Raw genomic sequence first — 13,597 nt, 5'->3', positions numbered from 1 at the left:
ATGGCGCGCCAGAAGAAGAACCGCACCACCGGCACGGGCCGCACGGGAGCCGCAGAGCGGGACGGCGTCCTCTCCGAGGCCGGCGTCCAGACGGCGATCGACGAACTCGAACTCGAGTACGAGTACGAGCCCACCGAGGGCGACGGCGACATGTTCGGCGGCACGCCCGCCAAGAAGGCCGAGCACTTCTGGCCCTCGTTCCAGCGCCTGCTCGGGCTGCTCAAGCCCGAGTGGCTCGCCATGTCGTTCGTGACCCTCCTGGTGGTCGTCTCGGTGGCGCTGATCGTGATCGCGCCGAAGGTCCTGGGCAACGCCACGGACGTGATCTTCACGGGCGCTGTCGGCACTATCACCCCGACCGGCCTCGTGCCCGGCCACGGGATCGACTTCGTCGAGCTCGGCCGCCTGCTCACCATCGTGCTCGCGATGTACATCGCCGCGTCGCTCCTGCAGTGGTGGCAGGGCTACCTGCTGAACGCGCTCGTCATGCGGGTGATCTACCGCCTGCGCGCCGAGGTGGAGAAGAAGCTCAACCGGCTGCCGCTCAGCTACTTCGACACCCGGCAGCGCGGCGACCTCATGTCGCGTGTGACCAACGACGTCGACAACATCCAGACGGCGCTGCAGCAGGCGTTCTCGCAGCTCATCCAGTCCGTGCTGACGGTCATCGGCATCGGCATCATGATGTTCATCGTCTCGTGGCAGCTCGCCCTGATCGCGCTCATCTCGATCCCGCTCTCCGGAGTGATCGCCGGCGTGATCGGCACGCGGTCGCAGAAGCTGTTCAAGCAGCAGTGGAACTCGACCGGCGCGCTCAACGGGCACATCGAGGAGTCGTACTCCGGGCTCGACCTGGTGCGCGCCTTCGGTCGCGACGCCGTGATGCTCGAAGAGTTCGACCAGCGCAACGACAAGCTGTGGAAGTCCACCGTCGGCGCCCAGTTCGTGTCGGGCATGATCATGCCGGCGATGAACTTCGTCTCGTACCTCTCGTACGTGCTGATCGCGGTCGTCGGCGGTCTCCGGGTCGCCTCCGGACAGATGACCATCGGCGACGCGACGGCGTTCATCCAGTATTCGCGGGAGTTCTCCCAGCCCATCGGCCAGATCGCGGGCATGGCGAACATGCTCCAGTCCGGTGTCGCGTCGGCGGAGCGCACGTTCGAGTTCCTCGACGCGGAGGAGCAGTCGGCCGACGTCGAGACGCGGCACCTGCCCGAGCGCGCGGACGGCCGAGTCGAGCTGGAGGGCGTGGACTTCTCCTACGACCCCGAGACCGAGCTGATCCGAGACCTGTCGCTGTCGGTCGCGCCCGGCCACACGGTCGCGATCGTCGGTCCGACCGGCGCGGGCAAGACCACGCTGGTCAACCTGATCATGCGGTTCTACGAGCTGAACGGCGGCACCATCCGCCTCGACGGCATCGACACCACGGACCTGTCCCGCGCCGAGCTGCGCGGCCAGGTCGGCATGGTGCTGCAGGACGCGTGGCTGTTCTCGGGCACCATCCGCGAGAACATCCGATACGGCCGGCTGAATGCGACGGACGAGGAGGTCGTGGCAGCAGCGAAGGCGACGATGGTCGACCGGTTCGTCCGTCAGCTCCCGGACGGCTACGACACGAAGATCGAGGCGGACGGCAGCAACGTATCCGCCGGCGAGCGGCAGCTTCTGACGATCGCGCGAGCGTTCATCGCGAACCCGTCGCTGCTCATCCTCGACGAGGCCACCTCGTCGGTGGACACCCGCACCGAACTGCTGGTGCAGCACGCGATGGCTGCGCTGCGGAGCGACCGCACGTCGTTCGTGATCGCTCACCGGCTCTCCACGATCCGCGACGCGCACACCATCCTGGTCATGGAGCACGGCAGCATCGTGGAGCAGGGCGACCATGCGACCCTCCTGGCGCAGAAGGGGGCCTATTACGACCTGTACATGACCCAGTTCCGTGGCGCCGCCGCCGAGCACGGGACCGCTGCCGGCGCGGAGACCGAGGAGGTCCCGACCGCGTAGCGCGCGACGCCTACCCCGAATCGTTCGAAAAGTGAACGAGTTGTGGCGGCGCGGAGCAGGTCGTACAACAGAAGTATGACGACCGAATCCCGCGCCGAGCTCCCACCCGGTCCGACCTACGAGTACGGCGGCCACAGCGTGTGGATCGTGCCCGATCCGGATTCGACGACGCGCTGGCGCGTGATGGAGGACGACGGCTACCTGGGGACCATCGCCACGGCCGATGCCGTCAAGGGCGAGCCGGAGGTGCACTTCGCCGTGCACTTCGCGGGCGAGGAGGACATCCCGCCCACCAAGATCGTCCCGCTGTGGACGACCGCGGCCGAATTCCTCATCGACGCGGGAGAGCCGCAGCGTCCGCCGGCGACCTGACGTTCCAGCGGCGCGTGGCTCCTGCGCCGCGAGAGGGTGTGCGGGCGGCTTCGGGGTTGAACCGCCGCCCGCACCTCATCCACGAAAACACGATGCAACAGGTCGGTCGACACGATTGACAACGGCTTCTCACCGTGCCTGACGCGACTCGGCCCCGGCGCTGGAAGCACCGGGGCCGGGGAGGCGGGCGTCGCGTGGACGCCGGCTTCGGGTCGTCGCGATGGCACTCCCTAGGCGAGGGCGCCGATCGCGAAGCTCACCGCGCCCTGGTCGTCGACCTGGGCGTCGAGCACCTTGTCGTCGAGGGCGACAGCGGCGCCCGGCTCGAGGAAGAGTCGTGCCCCGTCGGACTCGACCACCTGGTCTGCGGGCTCCGGCTCGGGTGTCACGGCAGCCGCGAACGCGGTGTTCTGCGGGTTGCTGCTGCTGATGCGCAGCCCGGCGTCGTCCTGCGGCGCCTGTTCGGTGAGGGTCTTGACGATCGTGCTGGCGTTCTCGGTCAGGGTGAGCATGCGCTCTCCTTTCGTTGTTCCTCCAGGAGTGCCCCACGGTCCCGCGCTCCGCAGCGGAGTGCAACCCCGCCTTCGGCCATTGCCAGGAAACGTTCACGCAGCGCGGAGGCGGGGCGCGGCCGTGGTCAGGCGATGAGCTTGAGGAGCTCGCGGTTGAACGCGGGGAGGTCGTCCGGCTTCCGGGACGACACCAGCGTGAACGGGCCCGAATCGACCACGTACTCCTCGTCCACCCAGGTCGCACCGGCGTTCCGGTAATCGGTCTGCAGGCTCGGCCAGCTCGTCAGCGTGCGGCCGCCGACCACTCCGGCCTCGATGAGCACCCAGCCGCCGTGGCAGATCACCGCGATCGGCTTGCCGGCGTCCGCGAACGCCTTCGTCAGAGCGACGGCCTCGGGGAACGTCCGTACCTGGTCGCCGTTCGCGACGCCGCCGGGCAGCACCAGCACGTCGAAGTCGTCCGCAGAGGCGGCGTCGAGGGTGAGGTCCACCGGGAACTCGTCCGCCGGCGTCAGGTGGTTGAACGCCTGAACCGTCCCCGCGTCCTTCGAGATCAGTTTCGCGGTCGCCCCTGCGTCGGTCACCGCCTTCCACGGTTCCGCCAGCTCCGCCTGCTCGATCCCCTCCGGACCGACCAGGAATGCCACCCGCTTGTCGTCATAGGCCATTTCGGCTCCTTTCGTCTTCCCCTCTCTACGCCGGGGTCAGGGGAGAATGAACCCATGCCGAACATCCCCCAGGTCCCGCTCAACGACGGCAATCGCATCCCGCAGCTCGGCTTCGGCGTCTACAAGATCCCGGAGGCCGAGACGGTGGACGCGGTGCTGACCGCGCTGGAGGCCGGGTACCGGCACATCGACACCGCGACGTTCTACGAGAACGAGAGCGCCGTCGGCGAGGCCGTGCGGCGCAGTGGGCTGCCGCGCGGCGAGGTGTTCGTGACGACGAAGGTGTGGTGGACCGACAACGGCTACGACTCGACGCTGCGCTCGTTCGACGCGAGCCTGGAGCGCCTCGGCTTCGACGCGGTCGACCTGTTCCTCATCCACTGGCCCGCGCCCCAGCACGACAAGTACGTGGAGACCTGGCGCGCGCTGGAGCACCTGAAAGCGGAGGGCCGCGCCCGGTCGATCGGCGTCGCCAACTTCCACACCCACCACCTCGACCGCCTCGCCGCCGAGACGGAGACGGTGCCCGCGGTCAACCAGGTGGAGCTGCATCCGTGGCTGCCGCAGCGGGAGGTCCGCGCGTACGACGAGACGCACGGGATCGTGACGGAGGCGTGGTCGCCGCTCGCGCGCGGCCGAGTGCTGGACGACCCGCTGCTCGGCGGCCTCGCCGCGAAGCACGGCGTGACCCCGGCGCAGGTGGTCATTCGCTGGCAGCTCCAGCTCGGCAACGTGGTCATCCCCAAGTCGTCGTCGCCGGACCGCATCCGCTCGAACCTGGACGTCTTCGGCTTCGAGCTCGACGCCGACGACCTCGCCGCGATCGACACGCTCGAGTCGGGCGAGCGCACCGGCAAGGACCCCGACGACCTCGGCTGACCCCGCCGGCCGCTGCCGCTACCGGAGGACATCCACCCGCCAAGACCCCCGAATCGCAGCCAACGGAGGACATCCGCCCTCCCCGTGCCCCGATCTCCTCCGTTACCTGCGGATCGCCGGCGTACCGCCCCGGATCTCCTCCGTTACCGGCGCCGTCACTCCCCGGTCGGGTGCGCGCCCACCACGTCCAGCAGCCACGCCAGCGAGAACGCGCGCTCCCGCCACGCGGCGTATCGACCCGACACGCCGCCGTGCCCTGCCGCCATCTCGGTCTTGAGCAGCGCGTCGGCGCCGACCTCGCGCAGCTTCGCCACCCACTTCGCCGGCTCGACGTAAAGAACGCGGGTGTCGTTGAGGCTCGTGACGGCGAGGATGCGCGGGTACACGCTGTGGTGGATGTTCTCCACCGGCGCGTACGACTTCATGTAGTAGTACACGTCCTCGTCGTGCAGCGGGTCGCCCCATTCGTCCCACTCGATCACCGTCAGCGGCAGCGACGGGTCGAGGATCGTCGTCAGCGGGTCCACGAACGGCACCTCGGCCAGCACGCCGGCGAACAGCCGCGGCGCGAGGTTGGCGACCGCACCCATCAGGAGGCCTCCCGCGCTACCGCCCTGCGCGGCGAGCTGCGACGGAGTCGTCCAGCCCTGGTCGACCAGGTGCTTCCCCGCCGCCACGAAGTCGGTGAACGTGTTCTTCTTGTGGAGCTTCTTGCCGTGCTCGTACCAGAGCCTCCCGAGTTCGCCGCCGCCGCGCACGTGCGCGATCGCGAACACCACGCCGCGGTCGAGGAGGCTGAGGCGTGCGATGCCGAACGACGGGTCCATGCTCGCCTCGTACGAGCCGTACCCGTAGAGCACCAGCGGCGCAGGCTCGCCGGGCGTCACCAGGTCGCGCCGGTAGACGAGCGAGATCGGGATGCGCGTGCCGTCCTCGGCGGTCGCCCACTCCCTGCGCTGCTCGAACAGCTCCGGCTCGAACTCGCCGAGCACCGGCTGCTGCTTGCGCAGGGTGAGTTCGCGCGTGCGCACGTCGTAGTCGTACACGCTCGACGGTGTGACGAAGCTGCCGTAGCCGAGGCGCAGGAACGGCTGCGTCCACTCCGGGTTGCCGCCCGCGCCGACGGTGAAGAGCTCCTCGTCGAAGTGCAGCTCGTGGAGGATGTCATCCACCTCGCCGGCCACGCTGCCCTCCGTCGGGGCCGGCAGGCAGGCGACCGCGAGCCGCGTCATCCCCTCGCGCCGGTACTCGAGCGCGACGAAGTCGCGGAACGCGTCCACCCCTTCGATGCGCACGGCCGGGTCGTGGGGGAGCAGCGTCCGGCGCGGCCCTTGCGGGTCGTCGGCCGCGACGCTCACGAGCTCGAAGTTGACGGCGCCGTCGTTGTGGACGATGAGCAACCGGTCGCGGCCTCCCGCGACGACGTGCTCGATGTCGTACTCGACGCCCTCCCTGCGGGGCCAGACGACGCGGAACTCGCCTGTCGGGTCACCCGCGTCCAGCAGCCAGCTCTCGCTGGTGATGTTGGAGCCGGCCTCGATGACCAGGAACCGGCGGCTGCGGGTGAGGCCGACGCCGATCCAGTACTTCTCGTCGGGCTCGTGGAAGACCTGCGTGTCGGCTTCGCCGTCCGGACCCTGCCCGACCCCGTGCCGCCACACGGTGTCCGGCCGCCAGGCGTCGTCCACGGTCGTGTAGAACAGGTACTCGCCGCTCGGGTCGAAGAGCGCGCCGGCGCCCGTGCCCGCGATCTTGTCGGGGAATGCCTCGCCGTCGCCGGTCAGGGACCGCACCCGGATCGTGTACCGCTCGTCGCCCTCGGTGTCGACGGCGTAGAGCAGTCGCGTACCGTCGGTGCTGACGTCGAAGCTGCCGAGCGCGTAGAAGTCGTGCCCCTCGGCCTCCGCGTTGTCGTCCAGCAGGACCTGCTCGCCCGGGAGGCCGTGCTGCTGCGCTTGCTCATCCAGCGCCGGCGGCTCCCAGTCGTCGGGGCCGTCGATGGGCGCGCGGCAGTGGATGCCGTACTGCTTGCCCTCGACGGTGCGCGTGTAGTACCACCAGTCGCCTTCGCGGGTCGGGACGCTCAGGTCGGTCTCCCGGGTGCGCGACTTGATCTCGTCGAAGATCTGCTCACGCAGCACGGCGAGCTTCTCGGTGCGCGCGTTCGTGTACGCGTTCTCCTCGTGCAGGTGCGCGATGACCGCTGGATCGTCCTTGTCGCGGAGCCACTCGTAGTCGTCGACGACCACGTCCCCGTGGTGGCTGCGCTCGGTCGGTTTCTTCGCGGTGTTCGGCGGGGTGAGCATCCCCCAGGCTACCGAACGACGATCGGCGCGGGCGCGGCGCACCCCCGCCTGCGCGCCGCGCATTCGTGACGAATGTCGCGTCTGGGGCCGGTGGTTTCAACTCGTGAGTGCAACACCTTTTAGATGCTCGTCGAGTTTCTCGGCTGGGGTGTGGAAGTTCAAGGTCTGACGTGGGCGGATGTTGAGCAGTCGTTGGGTTTCGGCGAGGTCGGTGTCGGTGATGGTGTTGAAGTTGGTGCCTTTGGGATAGAAGTCCCGGATCAGCCCGTTGAGGTTCTCGTTGCTGCCGCGTTGCCAGGGTGAGTGCGGGTCGGCGAAGAATACCGGGCAGCCGGAAGCGACGGTGAATCGGGCGTGTTCGGCCATTTCGGTGCCTTGGTCCCAGGTCAGGGTGTTGAAGAGAGCGGCGGGCAGCTGTTGGATCATTTCGGTGAGCCGGTCGATCACGGTGGCGGAGTCTCGCGTTCCGGGCAGCCGGCCTAGGAGGGCGAATCGGGTGGAGCGTTCGACCAGGGTGATGATCCCGGAGTTGCCGGGGCCGACGACGAGGTCGCCTTCCCAGTGCCCGGGAACGGCGCGGTCGGCGACCGTCGCTGGTCGCTCACTGATCCGGGCTCCCTCCAGCCAGGGCCGGTTGCTGCGCCGCGGCAGCTTGGACTGCGGGATGCGCCCCTTCCGCCCGGAGCGCAACGCTTTGACCACGGTCAGCTCGTGCCGCAACGCGCCTTTGCCCTGAACATAGAGGGCCTGATAGATCGTCTCGGAGGACACCCGCATATCCTCTCGCCCCGGAAACAAGTGCGGCAGCCGACCCGCGACCTGTCGCGGGGAGAACCGGTCGTTCAACTGCTCCACCACCGCAGCCCGCAACACCGGATGCCGGTCCAGTTTGCGCCGCTTGGGCCTGGCCCGCCGTTGCGCGGCGACCTGATGCGACACTCCCGCCTCATACTGCCACTGCCCCCGATGCAACCACCTCGACCGGGCGACCTCCCGCGACACCGTCGAGGCAGACACCCCGACCAGGGCGGCGATCCTGCGCATCGAGAACCCCTGCGCCAGCCCCGTCTGGATCAGAGTCCGATCCGCCAACGACAATCGACGCCCGTGACCAGTGGCCGCGCCCACCACCCCCGGCGGCCCGACACGCAACAAACCCGAACGACTCCCCGGCTCAAACTTCATGCCAGCAAGCCTCGCCCACCGCTCCACCCGACCCGGCGGCAACCCCAACCAGCCGCCCACGCCCGCAGCGGAAATGCCCTCCACCAACAACCCAAGCGCCGCAACGCGAGTCTCTAACGACGAATGCGAACCCATCCCAACCCCTCACCAAAACGAAGGGTGTTGCACTCACCGCCGGAACTCACCGCCCCGATTCACAACATTCGTGGCGAATGTGGATGAGCCGCTTTCGCGACATTCGGTATGAATCGCGTCGCGTCGCCGGCCGGCGGCGGGCTAACGGGCGACGGTGAACGCGAGCAGGCCGGCTCCTGCACGGCCGGCGTCGCCGCCCAGACCGCTGCGCACGATCGCCGGCCGTTCCCGCCAGGCCAGGCCGGCCGACACGGCGTGCTCCAGCGGGGCGAACAAGGCGTCGCCCGCGTGCGAGACGCCGCCGCCCAGCACGATCACCTTCGGGTCGAGCAACAGGGTGAGGATGGTGAGGCCCTGGGCGAGCACGTCGACGGCCTCGCCCCAGACGCGGTCGGCGAGCGGGTCGCTGCCGAGGCGCGCGACGATCCGGCGGGTGCTCAGCGGCTCGCCGCCGGCCTCCCGGTAGCGGCGCGCGACGCCGGCCCCGGACATGTACACCTCGAGACAGCCGCGCTGGCCGCAGGTGCACTGCTCGCCGCCGGGGATCACGGGGATGTGACCGAACTCGCCCGCTGCTCCGGTCGCGCCGGTGATCGTCCCGCCCGCGGTCACGAGGGCGGCGGCGACGCCGGTGCCGATCGGGACGAGGACGAAGTCGTCCGACCCCTGCGCCGCGCCGTAGGTGCGTTCCGCGAGGCCGGCGGCGCGCACATCGTGCCCGACCGCGACCGGGAGGCGCAGCTCCCCCGCAGGATGTCGTGCAGCGGGACGTCCCGCCAGTCCAGGTTGGACGCGTAGTGCACGATGCCGCGCTGCTCGTCCAGCATGCCCGGTGTGGCCACGCCGGCGCCGACGACTTCGCGCCCGGCCGCCGCGGCGACGCCGCGCAGGTCGTGGAACAGTGCCACCAGCGCGTCGAGGATGTCGCGACCCGGCGTGGGACGCGTCAACTCGGCGACCACTTCACCGCCCTCGGCCACCACAGCGCCCTTCATGGCTGTTCCGCCGAGGTCGACCGCGAGGGCGACGGGGGAGTCGGAGCCCGGGGTCGCGCTGCGGTCGCCCTGTTCGTCGGCGAGCGCTCCAGCCACAGTCGTCCCGCTCATGCCGCCGCCTCCCGCACCGCCGCGACGACGGCCGCGACGATCGCCCCCGACGTCACCTGCCGGTGGCCCGGGTCGTACCGGCTCGTCGCGAGCGAGCCGCTCTGAGCCGTCCTCGCCGCCCGAAGGTGCACTTCCCGCACACCCGTCCGGCGCACCAGTTCGGCCACGTTCCCGGGACGGACTCCACCCGCGGCGAGCACCACGATCCGCTCGTCCGCCTGCGCGACCAGCGCGGTGAGTTCGTCGGCCCCTCCAGCGCGGATGCCGCGCCGCCCGAGGTGAGGACGCGCGCCACCCCGAGTCCGACCAGTTCCTCCAGGGCGGCGCCGCGGTCGGGCACCTGATCGAAGGCCTTGTGGAAGGTGACCGGCGCGTCGCCGCACGCCGCGACCAGCGTGCGGGTCGCGTCCGCGTCCACCGACCCGTCGGGCCGGAGCGCGCCCACGACGAAGCCGACCGCCACACCGTGCGGGTTCGGCAGCGTCCGCACGGCCTGGATGTCGGCCATCATCGCGGCGAGCTCGTCGGCGTCGAACACGAAGTCGCCGGATCGCTGGCGCACCAGGACGTTGACACCCGTCCTCGTGACCGAGCGGAGGGCGGCCTCCACGGTGCCGATCGACGGGGTGAGGCCTCCGTCGGACAGGGCGCTGCACAGTTCGATACGGTCGGCGCCCGCGTCCTCGGCGAGGCGCACGCCGGCGAGATCCTCGAGGCAGATCTCCACCAGCACTCCGCTCACGCGACGCGCTCCAGCGCCGCCGCCAGGTCGGCGCCGACCTCGATCCGGCCGACCGGCACGCCGCCGCCGAGCACCGGCAGGTCGACCAGGGCGCCGGCGCCGGAGATGTCGGTGCCCAGCGCCTCCAGCACCCGGAGCGCGATGAGCGTCGTCGCTCGCGGGCTGCCGTCCACGATCTTCATCGCCACCGCGGTCCCGTCGGCCGCCGCGACGCCGATCACGCCCTCGGCGCCGCCCTTGGCGAGGGCGCCGGGGACGGTCTCCATGACGGTGGAGTTCTGGTGCCCGCTTCCGCCGACGTAGAAGGGGTTCTCGCGCATCGCGTCGGCGACCGCGCGCTCAGTGCTGCCGGGCGCTGCGGTCACCAGCCGCCCGAACGACCGTGCGACGCCGCGCACGGTCGTCCCGAAAGCGGCGCACCGCAGCCGTCGATCGCGTCGTGCCCGACGGGAACGCCGGTCACCGCGGCCATCGTCTCGCGCACGTGCTGCTGTACGGGATGCGAGGGGTCGAGGTAGCCCTCCGTCGGCCAGCCGTTCACGGCGGCGGCCAGCAGCATGGCGGCGTGCTTGCCCGAGCAGTTCATCCGGATGCGCGTGCGCGGCTCGCCGGCGCGGATCATCCGCTCGAAGGTGCTCTCGTCCTCCGGCCGGTCGACCGGACAGCCCAGCGCCGACTCGTCGACGCCGGCCGCCGCCAGGATGCCGCGAACGACACGTACGTGCTCGTCCTCACCGGTGTGGCTGCCGGCCGCGATCGCCAACTCCGGTCCGGCGAGCGGCGCGCCAACTGTGAGGCACGCGAGCGCCTGCAACGGCTTCACCGTGCTGCGCGGGAGGACGACCGCGTCCGGGTCGCCGAGCTCCAGCAGCGTCCCGCCGGCCGGGTCCAGGGCGACGAGGCTGCCGAAGTGGCGGCTCTCGATCAGCCCGGAACGGCGGACGGCGGCGAGCTCGGCGAGGCCCTGCACGGAGGCGGAAGAGACGGAGGCGGTGCTAGACATGGGACTCTTCCTGGTGCGGGGCCGCCGGCAGGGCCGGAAGCACGGGTTGCGCGGAGGCGCGCCGCCGTGGTCCGCGCTGCAGGCGGGAGGCGAACGCCGAGAGGCTGCCGTTGACGACCAGATAGATGACCGTCACGGCGACATACGTCGGGATGAGCAGGTGCAGGTACGACGCGAGCACCTGGCCGCGGTAGAGCAGCTCGGTGAACGCCACGATGTAGCCGAGCGAGGTGTCCTTCAGGAGGCTGACGAACTGGGTGACGAGAGAAGGCGCCACGTTGCGGGCGGCCTGCGGGAGCACCACGAACCGCATCGCCTGGCCCGGGCGCATCCCCAGGCTGAGGGCCGCCTCGCGCTGACCGCGGGGAGGCTCAGGATGCCGGCGCGTACGATCTCCGCGAAGACCGCCGAGTTGGCGATCGTCAGCGGGACGACCAGCTTCCACAGCACCGGCAGGTTGATCCCGAGCTGCGGGAGGCCGAACAGCATGAGGTAGATCACCAGCAGTACGGGGACCGTGCGCGCGATCTCGATGTACAGCCCGCTCAGGAACCGCACCGGGCGCAGCCGGCTGATCCGGCCGAGGGCGAGCAGCACGCCGAGGACGCCGCCGAGCACGGCGACGATCGCCGCGGCCTCCAGGGTTCCGAGCAGCCCGACCAGCAGGTAGTTCCAGATCGGCCACTCGGTGAACGGCGCCCAGCGCTCGGGCGCGAGCTGCCCATGGGAGGCGAACTGCCAGAGCCCGTAGCCGAGCAGTCCGGCGATGGCGAGGCAACTCAGTACGGTGCCGATCAGGATGTTGCGACGCCCGCGCGGGCCGGGGGCGTCGTACATGAACGCCGCGGCATATGCCTTCCGCGGACGCTTCGTGCGGGCGGCGCGCACCGGCGCCGGGCGGTCGGGGATGAGTTGAGCGGTCATCGGGCGATCGCCACCTTCCGCTCCACCCAGCCGGCGGCCAGGCCGATGGCCAGCGCGACGGCCATGTAGAGGATGCCCGCGCTGGAGAAGATCAGGATGGGCTGCGCCGCGACGAGGTTGATCTTGTTCACCTCGGCGGTCAGCTCCACCACGCCCACGGCGGCGGCGAGGGCGGTGTTCATCGCGAGGGCGATCATCACGTTGCCGATCGGCTGAACGACCGCGCGCAGTGCCTGCGGCACGACGACGAGCCGCAGCGACTGGCCGAGGGTGAAACCGAGAGCACGGGAGGCCTCCACCTGCCCGACCGGAACGGTGTTGACGCCCGAGCGCACGGCCTCGGCGACGTAGGCGGCCTCGTAGACGGTGAGGACGATGATCGCGGTCGGCGTCAACGGCAGCAGGAGGCCGGCGTCCGGGAGCGCGAACACGGCGAGCAGCAGCAGCGCCAGCAGCGGCACGTTGATGAAGAACTGCACGTACAGGAAGGCGGCGGCGCGCAGCACCGGGATCGGGCTCACGCGCGCGATCGTGACCAGCACGCCGAGCACGATCGAGCCGACGCCGGCCACGACCGCCATCATCAGCGTCGTGCCGAGGGCCTGCAGAAGCGGCCCGAGGTTGTCGATCAGGGGGTTCATCGCTCGCTCACTCGTGAGGGGAGTCGTGGGGTGGGCGGAGCCGGAGGACCGGCTCCGCCCGGGGGTTCCCGGGCTCAGTGCCCGGGAACTCGGGGGTCGGATCAGACCCGAGGATCAGGAGACCCGAGGGAAGGGGCGCGGGTCAGGAACCCGGGACCGAGCCGATCTCCGGCGGCGTCGGGATGGCCGAGTCGGTCACGGTGCCGAGCGTGGTCTTCCACGCCTGGCCCCACTGGCCGCCCTTCTGGATTGTCTTCAGCCAGTCGTTGACGAACTTCTTGAAGTCGCTGTCGCCGTGCGGGAGGCCGATGCCGTAGGGCTCCTTGGTGAACGGCTGGCCGACCACCTTGATCTGCTTCTCGCTGGCGGCGTCGCTGGCGAGGAGGGTGTAGTCCTGCACGTACGCGTCGCCGCGGCCCTGGATGAGCGCCTGGACGGCGGCCGGGTCGGTGCCGAACGCGGTGACCGTGGCCTTCGGGGCGATCTTCGGCACCTCGGTGACGGCCGGCGTGTTCGCGCCGACGATCACGTTCTTGCCATCGAGGTCCTTCTCGCTCTTGATGGTCTTGTTGTCGCTCTTGACGGCGACCGACAGCCCGGACTCGAAGTAGGGGCCGGCGAAGTCGACCTGCGTCGCTCGCTGCGGGGTGATCGTGTAGGTGTTGAAGACGACATCGACGGTGCCGTTCTGCAGCATCGCCTCGCGGGTCTCCGACGCCGGCGGGACGATCTCGACGCTCGGCTTGCCGAGGATGTAGATCGCGAGCAGCTTGGCCAGGTCGGCGTCGAAGCCCGTGACCTTGGTCGGGTCGGTCGGGTCCTGCTGCGAGAGCAGCGGGGCGTCGAGCGCCTCGGCGACGATGAGCTTGCCGCGCTTCTTGATCTTCTCCATCGTGGAGCCGGGGATGATCAAGGCGGCCTTGGCGACGGGGGCGCCGGAGAAGACCGTGTCGGTCTTGGCCGTGGAGCCGGCTCCCTCGCCGGGAAGGGCCGAGGTGCCGGAGGAGCAGGCCGTGACGGCGAGCGTCACGGCGGCGAGCAGGGCGCCGGCGAAGGCGGCCCGGCGGCGGGTCGTGCGGGTCGAGCTGCGGGTCATTGCATCCCTTTCTGA

At 70.3% G+C, this 13,597-nt stretch carries 13 protein-coding genes and 2 pseudogenes; 3 read left to right on the top strand and 12 right to left on the bottom strand.

Annotation, left to right across the window (positions count from 1 at the left end):
• Together ACRAWC_RS09720 and ACRAWC_RS09715 are read left to right on the top strand one after the other, a co-directional pair.
• Window positions 1-2,013 (top strand): ABC transporter ATP-binding protein, encoded by a 2,013-nt coding sequence (locus ACRAWC_RS09720; protein WP_431347526.1) that lies wholly within the window; start codon window positions 1-3, stop codon window positions 2,011-2,013.
• 75 nt (window positions 2,014-2,088) lie between these two features.
• Complete coding sequence (locus ACRAWC_RS09715; RefSeq protein WP_431347525.1) at window positions 2,089-2,385, top strand: hypothetical protein; 297 nt, start codon at window positions 2,089-2,091, stop codon at window positions 2,383-2,385.
• 230 nt (window positions 2,386-2,615) lie between these two features.
• Here the strand turns inward: ACRAWC_RS09715 and ACRAWC_RS09710 are convergent, their stop codons facing one another.
• Together ACRAWC_RS09710 and ACRAWC_RS09705 are read right to left on the bottom strand one after the other, a co-directional pair.
• Entirely contained in the window at window positions 2,616-2,897 is a 282-nt protein-coding gene (locus ACRAWC_RS09710; RefSeq protein ID WP_431347524.1) for a Fe-S cluster assembly protein HesB, read from the bottom strand.
• A 125-nt stretch (window positions 2,898-3,022) separates the two neighbouring features.
• Entirely contained in the window at window positions 3,023-3,565 is a 543-nt protein-coding gene (locus ACRAWC_RS09705; protein WP_431347523.1) for a type 1 glutamine amidotransferase domain-containing protein, read from the bottom strand.
• Between the two features lie 54 nt (window positions 3,566-3,619).
• Between ACRAWC_RS09705 and ACRAWC_RS09700 the strand changes: the two genes are divergently transcribed.
• Window positions 3,620-4,444, top strand: coding sequence for an aldo/keto reductase (locus tag ACRAWC_RS09700; protein WP_431347522.1), 825 nt, complete (start codon window positions 3,620-3,622; stop codon window positions 4,442-4,444).
• A gap of 155 nt (window positions 4,445-4,599) precedes the next feature.
• Here the strand turns inward: ACRAWC_RS09700 and ACRAWC_RS09695 are convergent, their stop codons facing one another.
• The 10 genes and pseudogenes from ACRAWC_RS09695 to ACRAWC_RS09650 form a co-directional block, all read right to left on the bottom strand.
• Complete coding sequence (locus ACRAWC_RS09695; RefSeq protein ID WP_431349413.1) at window positions 4,600-6,750, bottom strand: S9 family peptidase; 2,151 nt, start codon at window positions 6,748-6,750, stop codon at window positions 4,600-4,602.
• Between the two features lie 96 nt (window positions 6,751-6,846).
• Window positions 6,847-8,070 (bottom strand): IS30 family transposase, encoded by a 1,224-nt coding sequence (locus tag ACRAWC_RS09690; RefSeq protein ID WP_431346749.1) that lies wholly within the window; start codon window positions 8,068-8,070, stop codon window positions 6,847-6,849.
• Between the two features lie 141 nt (window positions 8,071-8,211).
• Complete coding sequence (locus ACRAWC_RS09685) at window positions 8,212-8,781, bottom strand: ROK family protein (RefSeq protein ID WP_431347521.1); 570 nt, start codon at window positions 8,779-8,781, stop codon at window positions 8,212-8,214.
• Window positions 8,679-9,176: an ROK family protein gene (locus tag ACRAWC_RS09680; RefSeq protein WP_431347520.1), complete on the bottom strand. Its 498-nt coding sequence runs from the start codon at window positions 9,174-9,176 to the stop codon at window positions 8,679-8,681. The genes ACRAWC_RS09685 and ACRAWC_RS09680 overlap by 103 nt, the downstream gene beginning before the upstream one ends.
• A pseudogene (locus ACRAWC_RS09675) lies at window positions 9,173-9,873 on the bottom strand (copper homeostasis protein CutC). Before ACRAWC_RS09675 ends, ACRAWC_RS09680 begins: the two are co-directional and overlap by 4 nt.
• A gap of 41 nt (window positions 9,874-9,914) precedes the next feature.
• Window positions 9,915-10,921: pseudogene (locus ACRAWC_RS09670) on the bottom strand (asparaginase).
• Window positions 10,914-11,234, bottom strand: a complete 321-nt coding sequence (locus tag ACRAWC_RS09665; protein WP_431347519.1) for a hypothetical protein — start codon at window positions 11,232-11,234, stop codon at window positions 10,914-10,916. The pseudogene ACRAWC_RS09670 and the gene ACRAWC_RS09665 overlap by 8 nt, the downstream one beginning before the upstream one ends.
• Window positions 11,159-11,845, bottom strand: a complete 687-nt coding sequence (locus ACRAWC_RS09660) for an ABC transporter permease subunit (protein WP_431347518.1) — start codon at window positions 11,843-11,845, stop codon at window positions 11,159-11,161. Before ACRAWC_RS09660 ends, ACRAWC_RS09665 begins: the two co-directional genes overlap by 76 nt.
• Window positions 11,842-12,486 (bottom strand): amino acid ABC transporter permease, encoded by a 645-nt coding sequence (locus ACRAWC_RS09655; RefSeq protein ID WP_431347517.1) that lies wholly within the window; start codon window positions 12,484-12,486, stop codon window positions 11,842-11,844. Before ACRAWC_RS09655 ends, ACRAWC_RS09660 begins: the two co-directional genes overlap by 4 nt.
• 142 nt (window positions 12,487-12,628) lie before the next feature.
• A complete protein-coding gene (locus ACRAWC_RS09650) occupies window positions 12,629-13,582 on the bottom strand; it encodes a glutamate ABC transporter substrate-binding protein (RefSeq protein WP_431347516.1) in 954 nt (317 codons plus the stop codon).
• Window positions 13,583-13,597 lie beyond the last annotated feature (15 nt).

The organism is Leifsonia sp. L25, assembly GCF_050632895.1.
Note: the sequence above shows the minus strand (reverse complement) of the source record. Positions and strands in the feature narration are given on the sequence as shown.